Annotated in this window: 17 protein-coding genes; 13 read left to right on the top strand and 4 right to left on the bottom strand. The window is 63.9% G+C overall.

Features of this window, described 5'->3' with window-relative positions; all coding sequences use genetic code 11:
* Positions 1 to 18: 18 nt before the first annotated feature.
* The 4 genes from plsX to K3180_RS06410 all read left to right on the top strand — a co-directional run bounded on the left by plsX (position 19) and on the right by K3180_RS06410 (position 2832).
* Positions 19 to 1056 carry a phosphate acyltransferase PlsX gene (plsX, locus tag K3180_RS06425; RefSeq protein WP_221539148.1) on the top strand — a complete coding sequence of 346 codons (1038 nt, stop codon included), beginning with the start codon at positions 19 to 21 and terminating at the stop codon, positions 1054 to 1056.
* Positions 1053 to 2018, top strand: a complete 966-nt coding sequence (locus K3180_RS06420) for a beta-ketoacyl-ACP synthase III (RefSeq protein ID WP_247710367.1) — start codon at positions 1053 to 1055, stop codon at positions 2016 to 2018. The genes plsX and K3180_RS06420 overlap by 4 nt, the downstream gene beginning before the upstream one ends.
* A gap of 123 nt (positions 2019 to 2141) precedes the next feature.
* Complete coding sequence (locus K3180_RS06415) at positions 2142 to 2444, top strand: integration host factor subunit alpha (protein ID WP_221539147.1); 303 nt, start codon at positions 2142 to 2144, stop codon at positions 2442 to 2444.
* A 19-nt stretch (positions 2445 to 2463) separates the two neighbouring features.
* The gene (locus tag K3180_RS06410; RefSeq protein ID WP_221539146.1) at positions 2464 to 2832 is read left to right on the top strand and encodes a MerR family transcriptional regulator; all 369 of its coding nucleotides are present in this window, start codon (positions 2464 to 2466) and stop codon (positions 2830 to 2832) included.
* Between the two features lie 74 nt (positions 2833 to 2906).
* Here K3180_RS06410 and K3180_RS06405 read toward each other — a convergent pair whose 3' ends face one another.
* Together K3180_RS06405 and K3180_RS06400 are read right to left on the bottom strand one after the other, a co-directional pair.
* Entirely contained in the window at positions 2907 to 3368 is a 462-nt protein-coding gene (locus tag K3180_RS06405) for a hypothetical protein (RefSeq protein ID WP_221539144.1), read from the bottom strand.
* A gap of 637 nt (positions 3369 to 4005) precedes the next feature.
* A complete protein-coding gene (locus K3180_RS06400) occupies positions 4006 to 4485 on the bottom strand; it encodes a peroxiredoxin (protein ID WP_221539342.1) in 480 nt (159 codons plus the stop codon).
* Between the two features lie 173 nt (positions 4486 to 4658).
* Here K3180_RS06400 and ahcY point away from each other — a divergent pair, with 173 nt between their 5' ends.
* The 9 genes from ahcY (at position 4659) to K3180_RS06355 (ending at position 18350) form a co-directional block, all read left to right on the top strand.
* Complete coding sequence (gene ahcY, locus K3180_RS06395; protein ID WP_345719433.1) at positions 4659 to 6068, top strand: adenosylhomocysteinase; 1410 nt, start codon at positions 4659 to 4661, stop codon at positions 6066 to 6068.
* An 84-nt stretch (positions 6069 to 6152) separates the two neighbouring features.
* Positions 6153 to 8495, top strand: coding sequence for a PAS domain-containing sensor histidine kinase (locus K3180_RS06390; protein WP_221539140.1), 2343 nt, complete (start codon positions 6153 to 6155; stop codon positions 8493 to 8495).
* Positions 8492 to 8929 (top strand): tRNA (adenosine(37)-N6)-threonylcarbamoyltransferase complex ATPase subunit type 1 TsaE, encoded by a 438-nt coding sequence (gene tsaE, locus K3180_RS06385; RefSeq protein WP_221539138.1) that lies wholly within the window; start codon positions 8492 to 8494, stop codon positions 8927 to 8929. Before K3180_RS06390 ends, tsaE begins: the two co-directional genes overlap by 4 nt.
* A complete protein-coding gene (locus K3180_RS06380; RefSeq protein ID WP_221539136.1) occupies positions 8926 to 9915 on the top strand; it encodes an aminoglycoside phosphotransferase family protein in 990 nt (329 codons plus the stop codon). The genes tsaE and K3180_RS06380 overlap by 4 nt, the downstream gene beginning before the upstream one ends.
* Entirely contained in the window at positions 9912 to 10634 is a 723-nt protein-coding gene (locus K3180_RS06375) for a nucleotidyltransferase family protein (RefSeq protein WP_221539134.1), read from the top strand. Before K3180_RS06380 ends, K3180_RS06375 begins: the two co-directional genes overlap by 4 nt.
* Positions 10627 to 13644 (top strand): double-strand break repair protein AddB, encoded by a 3018-nt coding sequence (gene addB / locus K3180_RS06370; RefSeq protein ID WP_221539132.1) that lies wholly within the window; start codon positions 10627 to 10629, stop codon positions 13642 to 13644. Before K3180_RS06375 ends, addB begins: the two co-directional genes overlap by 8 nt.
* Positions 13641 to 17120, top strand: coding sequence for a double-strand break repair helicase AddA (gene addA, locus K3180_RS06365; RefSeq protein ID WP_221539130.1), 3480 nt, complete (start codon positions 13641 to 13643; stop codon positions 17118 to 17120). Before addB ends, addA begins: the two co-directional genes overlap by 4 nt.
* A gap of 53 nt (positions 17121 to 17173) precedes the next feature.
* Positions 17174 to 17494, top strand: coding sequence for a thioredoxin (gene trxA, locus K3180_RS06360; protein ID WP_221539128.1), 321 nt, complete (start codon positions 17174 to 17176; stop codon positions 17492 to 17494).
* A gap of 70 nt (positions 17495 to 17564) precedes the next feature.
* Positions 17565 to 18350: a LysR substrate-binding domain-containing protein gene (locus K3180_RS06355; protein WP_221539126.1), complete on the top strand. Its 786-nt coding sequence runs from the start codon at positions 17565 to 17567 to the stop codon at positions 18348 to 18350.
* 21 nt (positions 18351 to 18371) lie between these two features.
* Here K3180_RS06355 and K3180_RS06350 read toward each other — a convergent pair whose 3' ends face one another.
* Positions 18372 to 19472 (bottom strand): endonuclease/exonuclease/phosphatase family protein, encoded by a 1101-nt coding sequence (locus K3180_RS06350; RefSeq protein WP_221539124.1) that lies wholly within the window; start codon positions 19470 to 19472, stop codon positions 18372 to 18374.
* Between the two features lie 155 nt (positions 19473 to 19627).
* Positions 19628 to 20224 carry a GNAT family N-acetyltransferase gene (locus K3180_RS06345; protein ID WP_221539122.1) on the bottom strand — a complete coding sequence of 199 codons (597 nt, stop codon included), beginning with the start codon at positions 20222 to 20224 and terminating at the stop codon, positions 19628 to 19630.
* Between the last annotated feature and the right edge of the window lie 25 nt (positions 20225 to 20249).

Raw genomic sequence — 20249 nt, 5'->3', positions numbered from 1 at the left:
CTTGATTCGGAGAACGTCATGAGCCTGCCGCGTATCGCCATTGACGCGATGGGCGGTGACGAAGGCGTTCGCGTGATGATCGAGGGCGCCGCGCTTGCGCGCAGGCGCCATGATCGATTCAAGTTCCTGCTGGTCGGCGACGAAACGCAGATCAAGGCTGCACTGGCCAACCATCCCGGAATGTCCGGGGCAAGCGAGATTCTCCATTGCGAGGATGTCGTCGCGGGCGACGAGAAACCATCAAGGGCGCTCCGGCGCGCGAAGACCACCAGCATGGGTCTTGCAGTCGATGCGGTGAAGCGCGGCGAAGCCGGTGCCGCCGTATCGGCCGGCAATACCGGCGCGCTGATGGCGATGAGCAAGCTCGCGCTGCGCACCATGCCCGGCCTCGACCGGCCCGCGCTCGCTGCCCTGCTTCCCACGCTTAGCGATGACGATGTCATCATGCTCGACCTTGGCGCGAACCGCGAATGCGACGCGCGCAACCTCGTGCAATTCGCGATTATGGGCGCCGCCTATTCGCGTATCGTGACTGGGCGCGAGCGTCCGCGCGTGCGCCTGCTCAATATCGGCACTGAAGAAACGAAAGGCACGGAGGATATCCAGGCTGCCGCCGATCGCCTGCGCGCCGCCAGTGGGCTGGCGATGGACTTCGAGGGATATGTCGAAGCCGACAAGATCAACCGCGGCGAATGCGACGTAATCGTATGCGACGGATTCTCCGGCAATATCGCCCTGAAGGCGATCGAAGGCGCGGCGCGTTTCGTCACCGACCTGCTGCGCAATGCATTTTCGTCCTCCTTCCGTTCGAAGGTCGGCTTCCTCGTCTCGCGTCCGGCGACCGAATTGCTGAAGCACCACCTCGACCCGAACAACCACAATGGCGCGGTCTTTCTCGGGCTGAACGGCGTGGTGGTGAAAAGCCACGGCAGCGCCAATGCCAAGGGCGTGGCCAATGCGGTCGAAGTGGCCGCTCGCCTGCTGGAGGACGATATCACCAACCGCATCGCGAAAGACTTGAGCGCCGTGGACACGCAAAGCCTGGACGCGAAATGATCCGCGGCGTGATCACCGGCAGCGGCAGTGCACTGCCCAGGAATTGCGTGACCAATGCGGATTTGGAAGCGCGCGTCGATACGTCCGACGAGTGGATCGTCGAACGCACCGGCATCCGGCAGCGCTACATCGCGGGCGAAGGCGAAACGACTTCCAGCCTCGCCACGGATGCGGCCCGCAAGGCGCTCGACGATGCCGGCGTCGATGCCCGCGAGATCGGGCTGATCATCCTCGCCACCGCAACGCCCGACCATACCTTCCCGGCCACCGCCACGCAGGTCCAGCAAGCCTTGGGTTGTCGTGGCGGCGTGGCATTCGATGTCCAGGCCGTATGCTCCGGCTTCCTTTATGCGCTCGCCACCGCCGATTCCCTCCTCCGCACCGGCATGGCGAAAAAGGCGCTGGTGATCGGCGCGGAAACATTCAGCCGTATCCTCGATTGGGAAGACCGTACCACCTGCGTCCTCTTCGGCGATGGCGCTGGCGCGGTGGTCCTCGAAGCGCAGGATGTGACCGAAGACGGTCCCGGTATTCTCGCCACAAGGTTGCATGCCGATGGCGAACACAAGGATCTTCTCTATGTCGACGGGGGGCCTTCGACCACGGGCGAAGTCGGCAAACTGCGCATGAAAGGCCGCGAGGTCTTTCGCCATGCCGTGGTGAACCTCGCCGACGTGCTCAATGAAGTGCTCGGCGATGCCGGGATAACCGCGCAGGAAATCGACTGGGTCGTGCCGCACCAGGCCAATGCCCGGATTCTGGACGCCACCGCGCGCAAACTCGGGCTGTCGGCGGACAAGATCGTGGTGACGGTGGACCAGCACGCCAATACGTCGGCAGCTTCGGTGCCGCTGGCATTCGACGTGGCGCGGAAGGACGGGCGCATCAAATCTGGCGACATGGTAATGTTCGAAGCGATGGGTGGCGGATTTACCTGGGGCGCGTCGCTCGTCCGGATATAACTTTTGATAAATATATAGCGCCGCTCCATTGTGCGACTCGCGGCAAGCTGTTAAATATCCAAGGTTACTTATAGTTAAGTCGCACTCCACTCAGGGTCGCCACTGGGGGGAAGGATAATGGATATGATGCGTTCCGTGGGCACATTGACCCGCGCAGATCTGGCAGAGACGATTAACCGCAAGATGGGGCTTAGCCGTGCGGAATCGCTTGATTTGGTGGAAGAAATTCTCGCCAGGATGTGCGATGCGCTTGCCCGTGGTGAAAACGTCAAGATTTCCGGGTTTGGCAGTTTCGTCCTTCGCGACAAGAAGGAACGCATCGGGCGCAACCCCAAGACCGGTGTCGAAGTGCCGATTACCCCGCGCCGTGTGATGACCTTCCGCGCCAGCCAGCTGTTGAAAGAGCGTATCGCCAACAGCAATTGAAGCTGGTAGCGTCGGCGGCATGGCTGAGTTCGACGATCACAAGGAAACCGGCGCCCTTCGCACCATCGGGGAAGTCTCCAAGGCAACCGGTATCAAGGCGCATGTCCTGCGGTACTGGGAACAGCAGTTCCCGCAGCTAAAGCCACTCAAGCGCAGCGGCGGTCGGCGCTATTATCGCGCGGAAGATGTGGCGCTGGTCGAACGCATCGACCGGCTCGTGAACCGCGAAGGCTATACGCTCAAAGGCGCTAAAGCCGCCCTGCGTGGCACGCCCGACCAGCAGGCTGCCGCGCCGGTGGCGGCTGCGGCGGGGAATGCTGTCAGCGGTGATGTGTTGGCGAAGCTGAAAGCTATCCGGAAGGACTTGCACGCCGCGCTGGCGGGCTGAGGGGAATGGCGGAGCCTTTGTCCGCTTGCGACGCCTTTGCGGACGCTCGCATAAGCCAGCGGTGATGAGTCAATCTACCAAGCAAACACCGTTCGCAGATCGCAATCTGAAGGGTCCTCCCCTTCTTGAAACAAGCGAACTCTTCCTATTGCTGCACGTTGTTCGTCACTGAAGCGAGCAGGGGATTCGAAATAGGCAGCTCCTTGCCGACCGTTCCAAATTGCTATGACGAATTTGCCATCTCGTTTTTGTTGAGCAAATTGTCCTGGTCGGCCTTCAGATGGGTGCACCACCAACTGCCCCTTAGGACGGGTTGCCCAACCGATGCCCCGGACAACCATGGAACCGAAATCACCGTCCCACTGGAAACTACCGCCGTGGATGCCTCCTTGGAGTATCGTAATCTTTTCGCCGGGCCTCAAATCGATGATCGGCGAATAGCCGCAGAATCTGGCCGGCCCTTCGAGATCTGACGCTGTAGCTGGCGATGTGAACACACCAAGCGAAAACAGAATGACGACCCAGGTCCTTCTCATGTTATCCAAGCTAGTCGTTTCACCGTCCGTTTCCCACCCCAAAGCAGACCATTCGTAACCCCGGGAAGCGAAGCTGTGCAAAGCACACTTGATCCGGGGTGGTGCTTCTTTTCGTCGGCAGGATTGAAGTGAAGCACCGGCCCCGGGTCAGGCTCGGGGCGACGGGGTTATGCGGTGGGTGTTTTCGCTTCCGGCTAGCAGAACCGGCGAGGGCGCAAAGCGTGGATCGCCGTCCGTCAGCTGTGCCGTCTGACGCCTCTGTCCTACACGCGCGCCCCGCGGTAATGCGGGGCCTGTTCCAGGATTTTGAGGCTTGGCAATATGGGCCGAAGTTGCGTGCGGCCAGTGTGCCGCGCTGCCGCGAACCTTGGCACACGCAAAGAACAGGACATGGACCGGCCCCATTTTGAAAAGTCACAGTGCCTGCGCCGAAAACGTCCGTAACATCCTGAAATACCAAAAGACCTGCGAAAGGTCACGGGTTCGGGAGCAGCATTGCCCGGTCAATGTGTCGGTGGATCTCGGAATGTCGGGAGCGCTTGGGCCTGCAAACGAAAAGGGCGGACCGATGCGGCCCGCCCCTCTGCGATTGTCGATAAGATACCCGGTCGGCGGCAATCCGCGCCGGTTGGGCGGCCTACAACTGGCCGAGCATGTGCTCCGCGCTGGAGACCGAGAAATCGCCCGGTGCCTCGACATTGAGCTGCTTCACGACGCCGTCTTCGACGAGCATCGAATAGCGCTGGCTGCGATGGCCCATGCCGAAGCCGGAGAAATCCGCATCGAGGCCGGTGGCCTTGGCGAATTCTCCATTGCCGTCGGCAAGGACGGTGATGTCTTCGCTGCCGGCCGACTTGTTCCAGGCGCCCATCACGAAGGCATCGTTGACTGCGGTGGCGACGATTTCGTCGACCCCCTTCGCCTTCAGCTCTTCGGCCTTCTCGACATAGCCGGGCAGATGCTTGGCGGAGCAGGTGGGGGTAAACGCACCCGGCACCGCGAACAGCGCCACGGTCTTGCCCTTGAAATAGTCGGAAGATTGAACCTGTTCGGGCCCGTCGGCGGTCGCCTTGACCAGCTTCACGTCGGGCAGTGTGTCACCCACCGAAATCGTCATCACGCAATATCCTTTCGTAAACTTCCCGTTCCGCGCCCGATATACGGCATGTGACGCGTGCGACAACCACCCAGCATATAAAGATATCTTTATATTTGCGTCATGGAGGCCATATCGCTAGGGCACGCCGCGATTGGCGCATGCATGGCGTCGCACAGTTTCAGGAGCATTACGTGGCCCAGTTCACCGATTACGTCATCAAGGATATCAGCCTCGCCAATTACGGCCGCGAGGAAATTCGCATCGCCGAAACCGAAATGCCGGGCCTGATGGCCACGCGCGAGGAATATGGCGCGGCGCAGCCGCTCAAGGGCGCGCGCATCGTCGGCTCGCTCCACATGACCATCCAGACCGCCGTACTGATCGAAACGCTGGTTGCGCTGGGCGCCGAAGTGCGCTGGGCGACCTGCAATATCTACTCGACGCAGGACCACGCCGCTGCCGCCATCGCCGTGCAGGACATCCCGGTCTTTGCCGTGAAGGGTGAAAGCCTGGCCGATTACTGGGACTATGTCGGCAAGATCTTCGACTGGTCCACCGAGGCTGACGAAGACCTCACCGCCAACCTCATCCTCGACGATGGCGGCGATGCGACCATGTTCGCCCTCTGGGGTGCGCGCATCGAAGCGGGTGAAACGATGCCCGAGCCGCAGAATGCCGAGGAAATCGAGATGCAGCGTGCGCTCAAGGACTTCCTGAAGCGCAAGCCGGGCTATCTCACCAAGTCGGTCAAGGCGATCAAGGGCGTGTCGGAAGAGACCACCACCGGCGTCCACCGCCTCTACCACCTCGCCAAGCAGGGCAAGCTGCCGTTCCCCGCGATCAACGTGAACGACAGCGTGACCAAGTCGAAGTTCGACAATCTCTACGGCTGCCGTGAATCGCTGGTCGACGCGATCCGCCGCGCGACCGACGTCATGCTTTCGGGCAAGGTCGCCTGCGTTGCGGGTTACGGCGATGTCGGCAAGGGTTCGGCCCAGTCGCTCCGCAATGGCGGTGCGCGTGTGCTCGTGACCGAAATCGACCCGATCTGCGCGCTGCAGGCGGCGATGGAAGGCTATGAAGTCGTGACGATGGAAGAGGCTGTGAAGCGCGCCGACATCTTCGTCACCACCACCGGCAATGAAGACGTGATTACCGCCGAGCACATGAAGGCGATGAAGCCGATGAGCATCGTGTGCAACATCGGTCACTTCGACAGCGAAATCCAGATCTCCGCGCTCGACAATTACGAGTGGACCGAACTCAAGCCCGGGACCGATTTGGTGAAGTTCCCCGACGGCAAGGAAATCATCGTGCTGGCCAAGGGCCGCCTCGTGAACCTCGCCTGCGCCACCGGTCACCCCAGCTTCGTTATGAGCTGCTCCTTCACCAACCAGGTGCTGGCCCAGATCGAGCTGTGGAAGAACACCGACGAATACGAGAACGACGTCTACGTCCTGCCTAAGAAGCTCGACGAGAAGGTGGCTGCGCTCCATCTCGACAAGCTCGGCGTCCAGCTGACCAGGCTCAGCCAGGAACAGGCGGATTACATCGGCGTGCCTGTCGAAGGTCCGTTCAAGCCGGAACATTACCGCTATTGATCTGTCGGATTTGGCGGCCCTGCCATCGCGGGGCCGCCAGCATTCCGGTTGCATCCGTGACGCTGGCAGAATAGCTGGCACGTAATGGAAATCTCGCCCGTATTCCTGCCTGTCATCGGCGTGCTGCTTGCGCTGTGGACCGGCTGGGCGGTGTCGCTGATGCTCAAGGCGAGCCGCGACACGCAGAAGGCCGAGGCGCATCGCAAGGCGGCAAGGCGGCTTTCCCGTATGGTCGAGGAGGGCCCCGCCATCCCGCTGCTGGTGCGTGTGGATGGGCGGATCGAGGCACCCGACCGCTTCGCGCGCTGGATCGGGCTCGAGAAGGTGCCCGAATATCTCAGCGAACTGGCCGGTCCCGAGGGGATAGGGCTTTCGGAAGAACAGGTCGAACGCCTGTCCGCGCATGTCCGCCGCACGCAGAAGAGTGCAAGGCCGTTCAAGATGGCATTGCGCCCGCCCGGCTCGCAGAAATCGCTCGCCCTGCGCGGCGCGCTGGCTGATCCCGCCGTCTCGCCCAGCGGCGCGGCGCTGATCTGGGTATTCGATTTTACCGAAACCGAAGACGAGCTCGCCCGCCTGAGCGAGGAGGCGGCCCGCGCGCGCGACGATTTCGGCGCTTTGGTCGGGCTGATCGAGGCCGCGCCCATGCCCATGTGGTTCCGCGGCGGGGACATGCAGCTTCGCCTCGTCAACAAGGCCTATGTCGAAGCGGTCGGTGCACAAAGCGCGGACCAGGTCGTCGCCGAACAGATCGAACTGGTGGAGAAGGTGGGCGGACGCACCGCGGCACAGGTCGCTCAGCAATCGGCCGACCGCCGCCAGCCCATCGAGCGCATCCTGTCCGCCACGATCAACAATGCCCGCCGCACGGTGCGGGTCACCGACTTGCCGCTGATGGGCGAAGGCATCGCCGGATACGCGATCGATATCGAGGAAATGGAAGAGCAGGCGCGCGAATTCCGCGCCTTCCGCGAAGCCCAGCGCTCGATGCTCGACCAGCTGTCCATCGGTGTGGCGCAGTTCGATGCGCAGCAAAGGATGAGCTTCGCCAACCAGCCGTTCCACCGGGTTTTCTCTCTGCCGCCGGGCGTCGTGTCCGAGAGCATCCGCTTCGACCAGATGCTGACGATCGCCCGCGAGAACGGAAAGATTCCCGAGGTCCGCGATTTTCCCGCCTGGCGCAAGGAAATGGCCGAGTGGTTCCTTATGGACGAGCCGGAGGAGGTCAACTGGCCGCTTCCGGACAGCACCCATTTGCGCATCGTCGCCCAGCCGCTGCCGGATGGCGGCCTCGTCCTGATCGCGGAAGACCGCACCGAACAGCTCGCACTTTCGGCCACGCGCGACACGCTGCTGCGCACGCGCACGGCAACCTTCGACAGCCTGTTCGAAGCGCTGGCCGTGTTTGCACCCGACGGCCATCTGGAGTTGTGGAACCGCGGTTTCCCCATCGCATGGGGGCTGGAAAGCGAAGTGCTGGACGGCCACCCGCAGGCCGAGCAATTGCTTGCGGAAATCGCCAAGCAGCTTGCCGATCCGAAGGCTATTTCCGAAATCGGGCAGACGATCCGCGCAGCCACGCTCGACCGCAAGAAGCGCGATGGACGCATCGAACTCGCCGATGGCCGCACGCTGACCTATGCCGGCGTGCCGTTACCGGACGGCAACGGCCTGCTCACAGTGCTGGACGTGACCGCTTCGCAGCAGGCCGAAGAGGCGCTGCGCGAACGCAACCGGGCTCTGGAAGAGGCCGATGCGGTCATGACCCGTTTCCTCGCCAACATGTCCTATGAATTCCGCACGCCGCTGACGTCGATCGGCGGCTTCGCGGAATTGCTTGCACAGGGCATCGCGGGCGATCTCAGTTCGCAGGCCCGCGAATATGTCCAGGCGATTACCACTTCGGTCGGCAAGCTTACCGAACAGGTCGAAAACGTACTCGATCTCTCGCAGTCGGAAGCCGGCCTGATGCCCTTGCGCAAAACGAAGGTCGAACTTTTGCCTTTCATCGAACAGATCGTCAGGAAGCGTGAACAGGCGATAATCGGCGGGGGGCTCACGCTGGACCTCAATGGAAACGCGAACAAGGTGGTCGAGGCGGATCGCCAGCAATTGCAACGCGCGATCGGCCATCTGCTGGACAATGCCATCACGCACACCCCGCGCGGCGGGCGTATCCTGATCGACATTGCCAAGCGGCGAGGGCTCAATCGCATCGCGATTTCCGACAATGGCGAGGGGATGAGCCAGCATGAACTTGCCCGCGCGCTCGAGGGCATCCGTATGAGCGCCGACGGCAAGGGTATCGAACGCCGCCATGGCCTCGGCATCCCGCTCGCGCGTCAGCTGATCGAGGCGCATGGCGGAACGCTCGAATTCCAGACCCGCAAAAATGCCGGCACTACGGCGACGATCACGCTGCCGTGACGGTTCCTCTTCCCGACCTTGCCGCCATGCAGGAATTCGGTGCGCGCATAGCTGCCAGGCTGGAACCGGGCGACGTGGTGGCGCTTTCCGGCGGTCTGGGAGCGGGGAAGACGACATTGGCGCGCGCGATCATTGCCGCGCTTGGGCACGAAGGCGAAGTGCCATCACCGACATTCACCATCGTCGAGACTTATGACCATCTGCCGGTGCCACTGGTCCATGCCGATTTCTACCGGCTGGAACATCCTTCGGAGTCCGAGGAGATTGGCCTCGACGACTACCGCGAGGGAGCCGTATTGATCGCAGAATGGCCCGATCATGCGGGCGGTTTCGAGCATGAGCCGACTTGTCTCGCAATTGCGCTGGAAACGGTGGGCGAGGGCAGGCAGGCCATTGTGAAGCCGGGCGAGGCTTGGCAAAGCCGCATCCCATGAGCGACGCGTTACTCGAAGACATTCACGGCTTTCTCGGTGCAAGCCGCTGGGAAGGTGCCGAAATCGCCCCGCTGGTCGGGGATGCCAGTTTCCGCCGATATTTCCGCATCCGTAGAGGCGACCGAAGCGCGATGCTGATGCATGCGCCGCCGCCGCATGAAGATCCCCGTCCTTTCCTGCATGTCGCGAAATGGCTGAACGACAACGGCCTGCGCGGACCGCAGATTTACCGCGAGGACGCCGCCAATGGCTGGGTGCTGACGGAAGATTTCGGCGACACGCGGATGAAAGAATGGATCGACGACCACCCAGGCGACGAACACGATATCTACGCCAAGGCGATCGATGCGCTGGTCCAGCTTCACCGCCTGCCGTCCGGCCCGTTCGAGCCCTATGATATGACGGTCTATCAGCGCGAAGCGGCGCTGTTCACCGAATGGTATTGCCCTGCAGCCGGCCTGAGTGTCGATCAAGCGGGCTGGACCAGAGCATGGGAGGAGGCGCTCGCGCCAATGCTCCCGCGGCAGGACCCGGGCGTCACGGTCCTGCGTGATTATCATGCGGAGAACATCATGCTGCTCGATGAGGGCAAGCTGGCTGGCGAACAGGGACTAATCGATTTCCAGGACGCGCTGGTAGGACATCGCGCCTATGACATCGTCAGCCTTCTGCAGGACGCTCGGCGGGACGTATCCGAACAGCTCGAACACGATATGCTATGCCGCTATCGCGCCGCGGCCGATCCCGGCGAGCATTTCGAGGCCGATTACGCGCGGCTCGGCGCGCAGCGGAATGCCAAGATCGTCGGCATCTTTACCCGGCTTTACAAGCGTGACGGAAAACCGCGCTATCTCGGCATGATCCCGCGCGTCTGGAAGGCGATGGAGCGCGATCTTGCGCATGAGGCGATGGCGCCGGTCGCTGCATGGTTCGATGCGAATATCCCGCAGGCGCTTCGCGATGCCCATGGTGGAGAGATCGCTTGAGCAAACTTGTCACCGATACGGCAATGCTGATGGCTGCTGGTCTCGGCAAGCGTATGCGGCCGCTCACGGCCTCCACGCCCAAGCCGATGGTTCGCGTCGCCGGGAAGCCTTTGATCGATCGTGCACTCGACCGGCTGGAGGATGCGGGAGTCGAGAAGGCGGTGGTCAATGTCCACTATCTCGCCGAATCGATCGAAGCGCATTTGAAGCCACGAAAATGTCCGGCGGTGAGTTTTTCGGACGAGCGCGAGGAATTGCTCGAGACCGGCGGCGGCATGGTGAAGGCCAATGACGCCGGCCTGCTGCCCGATCCGTTCTACGCCTGCAATGCGGATAGCGTCTGGCTTGACGGGCCGCGCAATGCCTTCGCCGATCTTTCCGATGCCTGGGATCCTGAGAAGATGGACGCGCTGCTGCTGGTGGTGACGCATGCCCGGGCAAAGAATTTCGACGGTACGGGCGATTTCTACATGGACGGTGCGGGTCGACTTACGCGCAAGTTGCCGGGCCGCATCGCGCCCTTCATCTACACTGGCATCCAGCTCGTTTCGCACCGTCTCCTGCGCGATGCGCCCGAGGGCAAGTTCTCGACCAATATCCTGTGGGACCGCGCTATCGGGGAAGGCCGCCTTTACGGCGTCGCCTTCACCGGCATGTGGTACGAAGTCGGCACGCCCGCACACATCAGACCGACCGAAGAGGCCCTGACGGGTGGCTGAAGGGCGGGCCGGGCCGCGTGTCTATTCCATAGCCGCGCACCGGGGCTTTGCCGATGCGCTCGTCGCGGGTCTGGTACCGCGTTATTCCGATCCCGAACTCGGGTTGGCGAGGCTCACCTTGCTTTTGCCAAGCAGCCGCGCGCGGCGCACCGTGTCCGAGGCTTTCATTCGCCACGCCGGAGAAGAGGGGCGGGCGGGCCTGCTGATGCCGCGCATGGCGGTGGTGGGCGATCTCGATCTCGACGAGGCGATCGGGCCACTGCTCGATCCTCTGGGGGCCAGCGAAATCCCGCCCGCCATCGACCCGCAGCGCCGCATGTTCGCGCTTGCCCGCCTGATCGCGGAGGAGATGGGGGAAGAAGCTCCCAAGGGCGCGACATTGCTGCGGCTGGCGCGCGAAGCTGGGGCGACCATGGACCGCCTGCTGGTCGAGGATGTCGGGCCGGAACAACTGCTTGACGATAAGGTCGTCGGCATTTTCCCGGACCTGTCGAGGCACTGGCAGGATTCGATCCGGCTCTTCGCCAACGTCCAGGTCAAATGGCTGGCATGGTTGGGCGAAAACTATGTGCTCGACGCCGCCGCGCGCCGCAACCGCCTGTTCGACAAGGCGCGCGAGGCGTGGAAGGCGAACCCGCCCGCATCGCCCATCGTCGCGGCAGGTGTCACCAGCGCCGCGCCCGCGCTCGCCAAGCTGCTACGGGTTGTGAGCGAACTGCCGCAAGGTGCGGTAATTCTTCCCGATTTCGATCTCACCATGGATGCAGCGGTGTGGAACGAGCTTGGCCGCGCAGGCGATCGCCCGACGCCGGAAGACACCGCCTTCGCGCGTGAGGACGCGGTGACGCATCCCCAGTATCACCTCAAGCTACTGCTGAACCGCATGGGCGTGGCGCGCGAGGAAGTGCAGCCGTGGCACCGCAAGGGCATGACCGCTGCGCCGCCCGAGCGCAGCCATGCGATCTCTGCGCTGTTCCTCCCTCCCGAAGCGAGCAAGGTCTGGGTCGACCTGCCATCCGAGAAGCGTCGCCTTGGCGGCGTGCGCATCATGGAAGCCGCCAATCCCGAGGAGGAGGCGCAGGCGATCGCGCTGCTGGTGCGCAAGGCGCTGGCGGAGCCGGAAAGGCGCGTCGCCGTGGTTACGCCCGACCGCCCGCTTGCAAGGCGCGTGGTGCATCACCTCGCGCGCTGGAACATCGTTGCCGACGATTCCGCCGGACGTCCGCTTTCGCACACTGCCGCGGGCCGTGCTTTCCTGCTCGCTGCCGAAGTCATGGCCGAAGGCGCGCGGGCGGTGCCGCTGATGGCACTGCTCGGTCACCCACTGGTCGATGGCGGGATGGAGCGCGGCGTCTGGCTGCGGCGCCTGCGCAGGCTGGAGCGCGAATTGCGCGGACCGCGCCTCACGCCCGGGCTCGAACCGGCACGCGCGGAAATCGCCAGGCTCTCCCGGCGCCACCCCGAAATGGCGGAATGGTGGGCGATTGCCGAGGAGCGGCTGGTTCCGCTGGTCGAGATCGACCGTGAAACGCCCGCCAGCCTCGCCGAATTGATCGATACGCTCGCAGCCAGTGCCGAGGCGCTGTGCGGCGAAAAGCTCTGGGCGCAGGAAGATGGCCGCACGCTCGCCGGATTCGTCGAGGAATTTCGTCTCCACGCACGCGAATCCGGTTTTGCCGTCGCCCCCCGCGATGTCGCCGCGGTGCTTGCCGATGCGATGGAAGAACGTGCGGTGCGCCCGCCCTATGGCGGCCATGCGCGGGTGCAGGTGCTGGGCCTGCTCGAAGCGCGGATGAACCGGGCGGACCTCGTGATCTGTGCTGGCCTGAACGAGGGGGTGTGGCCTGCGCGGGGGAGTATCGATGCCTTGCTCGCCCCGCCGGTCCTGCGTGCGCTTGGGGTGCCGGGTGGGGACTTTCGCATCGGTCTATCCGCGCATGACCTGGCGGGCGCGATGGGTGCGCCCGAAGTGGTCTTGAGCCGATCGAACCGCGACGAGGGCGGCCCTGCTATTCCCAGCCGCTTCCTCCTGCGCGTGCAGGCGCTGCTCGGCGACCTCCTGCCTCGCCATCAGGACAGCGAAACCATCGCGCTCGCTCGCGCCATGACCCGTGCCGAGCCCGCCCCCGATTACCCGCGCCCCATGCCCAGGCCCACTCCGCAGCAGCGCGACGTCGACATTTCCGCCACCGCGCTCGATAGGCTGCTGGGCGACCCATACCAGTTCTTCGCGCAGAAGATCATGGGCCTGTCCGATCTGGATGCGCTCGATGCCGATCCGAATCCGCTGTGGCAGGGCAATATCGCGCATGAAATCCTCGAGCGCTGGCACAAGGCGCAGAAAGTCGATCCCGCAGCGCGGATCGCGCCTATCATGGAGCAGGTGCTCGACGAGGAGAACGCCGATCCGCTGGTCCGAGGTCTTTGGCAGCCGCGCCTGCAGAAGGCGCTCGAATGGATCGAGGAAACTGTCACAAACTATTCGGATCGCAAGGTTTTGGCGGTCGAAGCGAAGGGCTCGATGCATTTCGAGGATGTCTTCGTCCACGGCCGCGCCGACCGGATCGACCGGCTGGAGGATAGCAGCCTCGCCATCGTCGATTACAAGACCGGCAAGCCGCCCAGCGCGACCATGGTGGAGCAGGGCTTCGCGCTCCAGCTCGGCATCCTCGGGCTGATCGCCGAACAGGACGGCTTCACGGATGCGCCGGGGCAGCCGGGCGCGTATGAATACTGGGCGCTTGGCCGCGCGAAGGACGATAACCCGCACGGCTTCGGCTATGTCGAGGTGCCGCTGAAGGTGGGCAAGAAGCGTAGCGGCATCGAACCGGAAGAATTCCTCCCGCTGACCCGCGCGAAACTGGGCGAGGCCATCGGCAAATACATCAAGGGCGATGCGCCGTTCACCGCGCGCGAGAATCCCGACTATCCGGCCTACGACACATATGACCAGCTGATGCGGCTCGAAGAATGGCTCCCGCGCCAGGCCGATGAGGGGGATGCGCCATGAGCGGCAAGGTCTATCCCCTCGAGGGTGCGCAAGGCCTTAGCGTGAACCCGCTGGAAAGCGTCTGGCTTTCCGCCAGCGCCGGGACGGGCAAGACGCAGGTCCTTTCCGCACGAGTGCTGCGGCTGCTGCTCCAGCCGGGTGCAGACCCCTCGCAGATCCTCTGCCTCACCTTCACCAAAGCGGGCGCGGCGGAGATGGCGGTGCGCGTCAACGCGGTGCTTGCGCGCTGGGTACGCATGGACGCGGGGCAACTGGCGAAGGAACTGGGCCATCTCGGCGCGTCCATCGATCCCGAAACGCAGGCGCGCGCCCGCTCGCTCTTCGCCCGCGTGCTCGATTGCCCGGGCGGCGGCCTGCGCATCGATACGATTCACGCCTTCGCCCAATATCTTCTCGGCGCCTTTCCGAGCGAGGCGGGCGTGCTCCCCGGCAGCCAGCCGATGGAAGACCGCGACCGCGACCTGCTCAGCCGCGACGTGCTCTCCGACCTGCTGGCGCAGGGCGATGCGCAGATTCGCGAGGCAGTAGCCGAAATGAGCCGCCGCAAGGGCCCCGATGCGGTGCTCGGCTGGCTCATGCGCTGCGCGCGCCACAAGGAATTGTGGGACCAACCGGGCTGGCAGAATGGCCTAGATCAGCCGGTACGCCGCCTGCTGGGTATCCCGGTCGATGCGGACGAAGGCTGGGTGGCGGACGCCTGTTCGGATGACGTGTTCCCTGTCGCCGACCTGCTCGCCTGCAGCCGTATCAATGCGGATTGGGGCAGCAAGACGGGTCTCGACAATGCCGATTTCGCTGCCGGGTGGCTGGCGGCGGGTGAGGGCGAACGCCTTGCGCGGATCGACCAGTTCCTCGGCACGCTGCTGACCAAGAAGGGGGAGCCGAGCCGCCTGTCGAATCTCGAAAAGGTCGATCCCTCCTACGGCCTCCATATCGCCCGTGTGGTGGAGGGGGTCGAACAGGTGCGTGAACGTGCCTCCCTGCTCGATCTCGCTGCCTTCCTCGCGCCGCAATTGACCGCCGGCCGCGCTTTCGCCCGGCGCTGGGAAGAGGCCAAGGCACGCGAAGGCCTCGTCGATTTCGACGATCTCATTCACCGCGCCGCGCGGCTGCTCTCCTCCAGCCAGATGGCCGACTGGATCCGCTACAAGCTCGACCGCAGCTTCGATCATATCCTCGTCGATGAAGCGCAGGATACCAACCGCGCGCAATGGGCCATCGTGAAGGCCCTGACGGACGATTATTTCGACGGGCTGGGCGCGCATGGGAATGCCGTGCGAACCATCTTCACCGTTGGCGACTACAAGCAGGCGATCTTCGGTTTCCAGGGCACCAACCCGGAAAACTTCCGCGAAGCGCGCGACTATTTCCGTGAGCGAATGGAAGCCGCAGCCCTCGCCGCCGAACAGGCGCGCGCCGATGTGAATGCGGGGCGATTACGCGAATTCGACCTCGAGCGCAGCTATCGCACCAACCAGACCGTGCTCAACTTCGTCGACGATGCGATCCGCACGATCGGGCCGGAGGGTCTGGGCCTCGAGAAGAGCGATGGCGAACATATCGGCAGCGAAACGCCCGGTCTCGTCACGCTGTGGAAGGATGTCCGCGTTGCGGAGGGCGAGGATGACGACGGCGAGCAGGAGAACGGCTGGCTCGCCCGGCACGACCGGCTGATCGCGGATCGGATCGCGCGGCAGGTCGCCGAATGGCTCGATCCCAAGGGCGAAGGCTTTACGCTGGTCAAGGGTGACAGGCCCCGCCGCGCAGGCGCGGGTGATGTCATGGTGCTGGTGCAAAAGCGGCGCGAGCTTGCCTCGCTGATCGTCGCGCGTCTCTATGCGCATGGCGTGCCGGTGGCGGGTGTCGACCGGCTCAGGCTCGGCAATCCGCTGGCGGTAAAGGATCTGATGGCGGCAATCCGTTTCGCCGCGCAGCCGCTGGACGATCTCACCCTCGCCAACCTCCTCGTTTCGCCGCTGATCGGCTGGAGCCAGGAAGACCTGCTCGCCTATGGCTGGCGTGAAAAGGGCATCCGCTTGTGGGAGCATCTGCGCGGTTCGGGCGAGCCGCTCGTGGCGCAGACCGTCCACACTTTGCGCGAAATTCTCCGCCGCGCCGATTTCGACAGTCCGCAGCAATTGCTGCACTGGATTCTCGTCGGCCCGATGGATGGACGACGCAAGCTGGTCGCAAGACTGGGACGCGAGGCGAACGACCCGGTGGACGAACTGCTCAACGCGGCCAATGCCTATGCCAGCAGCCATGTGGCAAGCCTGCAGGGTTTCATTCGCTGGTTCGATGCGGGCGATGGCGAGCTGAAGCGCGAAGCGGGTGAGGGCGGTGATCAGGTCCGCGTCATGACCGTGCACGGCTCGAAGGGATTGCAGGCTCCCATCGTGATTCTCGCCGATGCGGCGATCCGTCCTGATGCCTCGGGCGATCTGTCGCTGGAGGAAACACCGCTCGGCTCGGCCGAGAGCAACGTCATCCCGCTTCCTTCGCTGACCAAGGACGAAAAGGTCGGCCCGGTGCGCGCGGTGGAGGAAGCGAATGCCGCACGCTCGATGCAGGAACATTGGCGATTGCTCTATGTCGCCATGACCCGCGCGGAGGAAGCGCTGTTCATCGGCGGCTCGCTCGGCCCGCGCGATGCGAAGAACGGTCCGCATGAAGACAGCTGGTATGCGCGGCTGGCGGCGTTGTTCGATGCCGATGCGGCGCTTGAAGACCCGATCTGGGGGGCGCGCTGGGAAGTGGGCGAACGCGCGCCTTCCGTATCGCCTACGGACAAGCGCGCGGCTGCACCTGTCTTGGAACTGCCCGACTGGGCCCGGCAGCCCGTCGGCCCTGAGCCGCGCCCGCCGCGTCCGCTTGCGCCATCGGGCCTTGGAGAGGTCGAAGGCAGCGATCCGCCGCTCCCGCCCGAAGTGGCGGCAGGGGCTGCGCGACGCGGCGTGCTGATCCACGCGCTGCTCGAACGCCTGCCCGAGGTGACGAGTGATAAACGCGAAGAGCGGGCGCGTGCCTGGCTCGCACATCAGGCACCCGATCTGGCGGAGGAAGAACGGGAGGAAATGCTCGCCCGCGCGCTTGCCGTGCTTGCCGAACCCGGCTTCGCCGAGATTTTCGGAACGGGAGCGCTGGCGGAAATCCCGCTTGCCGCCACGGTCGATGGGCAGGTCGTCATGGGTACGGCCGACCGGCTGCTGGTGACAAGCGAAAAAGTGGTGGTGGTCGATTTCAAGACCGCCCGCCGCCCGCCGACCTCGATAGACACCATACCCGACAGCACCATGCGCCAGATGGCCGCCTATGTCGCGGCGCTTGAAGCGATCTATCCCGGGCGCCCGGTCGAGGCCGCCGTGCTCTATACCCAGACGCCGCAACTCATCGCCTTGCCTGCCGATAAACTCGCCGCTTACAAGGCCGCGTTTGCGGATCGGCAGGAAAGCTTTCCTGTGAGCACCGTTGAGTAATTGACCCCCGCGCCCATATGAACGGGCAAGACATCAGACTTCAGGAGTATCCCATGGCCACGATCAACGTCACCGACGAAGGCTTCCAGACAGACGTTCTCGATAGCGACAAGCCCGTCCTCGTGGATTTCTGGGCCGAATGGTGCGGGCCGTGCAAGATGATCGCTCCGGCGCTGGAAGAACTTTCGGACGAGCTGGCCGACAAGGTGACTATCGCCAAGATGGACATCATGGAAAACACCGGAGTACCCGGAAAGATGGGCGTGCAGTCGATCCCCTACCTGGTATTGTTCAAGAACGGCGAACCGGCGGCACACATGCGCGGTGCGGCACCCAAGGGACAGCTCAAGCAGTGGCTCGAAGCCGAGCTTTAAGCCTGCCTTTCGCACCATCATGCCGCCGCAATCTTGTTTTGCGGTGCAACATTGCTAAACGCGTGAGACCATGAAGCGCACGCATCTGCCCCTCAACGCCCTGCGCGTCTATGACGCAGCGGCCCGCCACCTCAGTTTCACCCGCGCCGCGGACGAGCTGGCGGTGACGCCGGCCGCGGTCGGCCAGCAGATTCGCGCGCTCGAAGATCACCTCGGCACCGTGCTGTTCCGCCGCACCAGCAAGGGGCTGGAGCTGACGCAGGAAGGCGCGGCGGGGCTCGACGCTCTGCGCGAAGGCTTCCTCAAGTTCGAGGAAAGCGTCTCCGCCATGCAGGCGGGCCAGGCCAGCGACAGCTATACCATCGCCTGCCCGCGCGAATTCTATGCGCAGTGGCTCGCCCCGCGGCTGGCCGCCTTCGCGAAGGAAAATCCCGACATCCGCTTTGCCTTCGTGGCAGACGAGAATGCCGATTTCACCGAAGCGAATCTCGACTGCGCGATCCGCTTGGTCGATGGCCCGGGCGATTTGCAGGGCGTCGAACTCGCCGCCGCGCGCCGGGTGACGGTGGCCGCGCCGGGTGCGCCGGACAAGTGGATCGACTGGGGCCTGCCGCTGCAGGACGGCGTGCAGGCGCATGTCACGGTGAGCAATGCCGGACAGGCGCTCTCGGGCGCGATGGCGGGGCTGGGCAAGGCGATCCTGCCCGAACTGCTCGCCAAGGAAGCGATCGAGGCAGGCCAGCTCGAAGTGCTCGATGGACCGGAACAGGGCACGCGCGCCTACTGGCTCGTCGCTCCCACGCCGCAATGGCGCACCAAGAAGGTGAAATCGCTGGTGGCCTTCCTTTCGGCCTGACCGGCCCGGGGGTTTCTTCGCTTATTCCCCCTGTGCCCGGTCTTCGACCGCGTCTTCCTTGTACTCCTCCATCACGTCGCGGGCTTCCTCGCGGTCATCCGCATCGGCGTCTTCCGCTCCGTCATTTACGGCGCGTGCGGTGGCGGGGTCGAGGCACAGCCTCGCGATGATCGGCCGGTGGTCGGAATTGACCGATGGCAGAACCTGCATCTCCCGCATCAGGAATTCGTCGGTCAGGAACAGGTGATCGAGCGGCCAGCCGAGCCAGATCATGTTCGCCGGAAAAGTGGCGAAGGTGCCGCGGCCTACGCGTGGATCCAGAAACTCGCCAGTTTTCATGAACAGCGAAGTGGTGTTCGACCAGGCGACATCGTTGAAATCGCCGATGGCCATGACGGGCATGGATGATTCCCTGGCGTGGCGGGCGGCAACCACCAGCTCGACATCGCGTTCCTCCGTATCCTGTCCGGGATGCGGTGGGCGCGGGTGCAGCGCGATCATGCGGAAATCGCGTTCGCCTGCGGTAATGGTTGCGAATATCGAGGGCGTATCGGCCTGCGCCAGGTCACGGATCATCGCATCGCGCGTTTCCAGCCGGGTATAGAACGCCATGCCATAGGTATTATCGATCGGCCGTTCGAGTTTCGTAGGGTATCGAGCCACCGCAGGCTGCACCGCATCGAGCCATGCCTGATCGGTTTCCATCAGCAATAGTATGTCGGGATCGGTCCGCTCGATCAGATCCAGCGTCGCGCCATAATCGCGGTTTTTCTGCAGGACATTGAGCGAAAGGACGGAGAAGCACGCATCGCCCGGTTCGGTATCGACGTCCATCTGCGCCACCGTGGTCGGGGAAAGCGGGGTATAGGGGTAGATGCGATAGATTTGCCACAGGGTCAGCGCCGCCATGGCCAGCGGCAGCCAGGGCCTCCAGCCACGATCAACCTGCCACATGATCAGCCCCAGCAGCACCATCGCTGCGACCAGCTGGACGCGGGGGAAATCCCACATGCGAATCCACCACTGGTTCAGATCACTGGTGCTCAGCAACACGCCGCCGATCAGGATCACGGAAACGATGCGCAGTCCCCACAGGATTGCGGGGTGCACGGCGGAAGGCATTGTTTTGTTGATCGCTCTTCCCCTCACTCAGGTGCCTGGACTATATCACCGGCGCAGCAGGGTTGAAGCGAAATATCGGATTCCTTCCGCGCGCCATGTCGGCCTGCTCATGCTGCGGAAGCTGTTGGCCTCTCTATCGGCCTGACTAACCGGGTTTAGCCCCGGAACGCCGCATATACCGCGGCGATGCCCGGAGGGTCGCCGGCCGCTTCCAGCCGTTCCAGAGCCTCGTCCACGCCGAGCGTATAGGACAGCACCGTGCCGTCCGATCCGTTGCGTTCGCCGCCCAGCAGGCGGGCGAAGGCGATGGCGCTGCGGTTTTCCGCCAGCGTGTCCATGCTGAAGCGCGCGATGCCCTCTGCCCGCGCCTCGTGCAGCAGCGTGGCGGTGAGAATCTTGCCCAGTCCCATGCCGTGCCATTCGTCGAGTATGCCCACGGAAAACTCCGCACACCCGCGGTCTTCGGCATCGCGGAAGGCGTGGACCGCACCGATCGCGGGCTCTTCCGCGTCGGATGTGTCGATCGCCCCCCAGGCGAGGTGCATGTCGCCATCGGCATCGAGCAGCCGGTCGATCACCCAGTCGGGCGGGGTGGAGGCGCCGGAGAAGAAGCGCATATAGCGCGAATGCGGGCTCATCCGTGCGATGCCCTGCCTGATGCGCGCCTCGTCATCGCGCGTTACGCGGCGCAGGCAGACGGGGGTGCCGTTCTCCAGCCGGGTTTCGATGATGTCGGGCATCGGGGTGGTCATGACGGGGGCAGCATAGCAGCGCTGC

The sequence above is a fragment of the Qipengyuania huizhouensis genome (genome assembly GCF_019711635.1).
GTDB lineage: Bacteria > Pseudomonadota > Alphaproteobacteria > Sphingomonadales > Sphingomonadaceae > Qipengyuania > Qipengyuania huizhouensis.
Note: the sequence above shows the minus strand (reverse complement) of the source record. Positions and strands in the feature narration are given on the sequence as shown.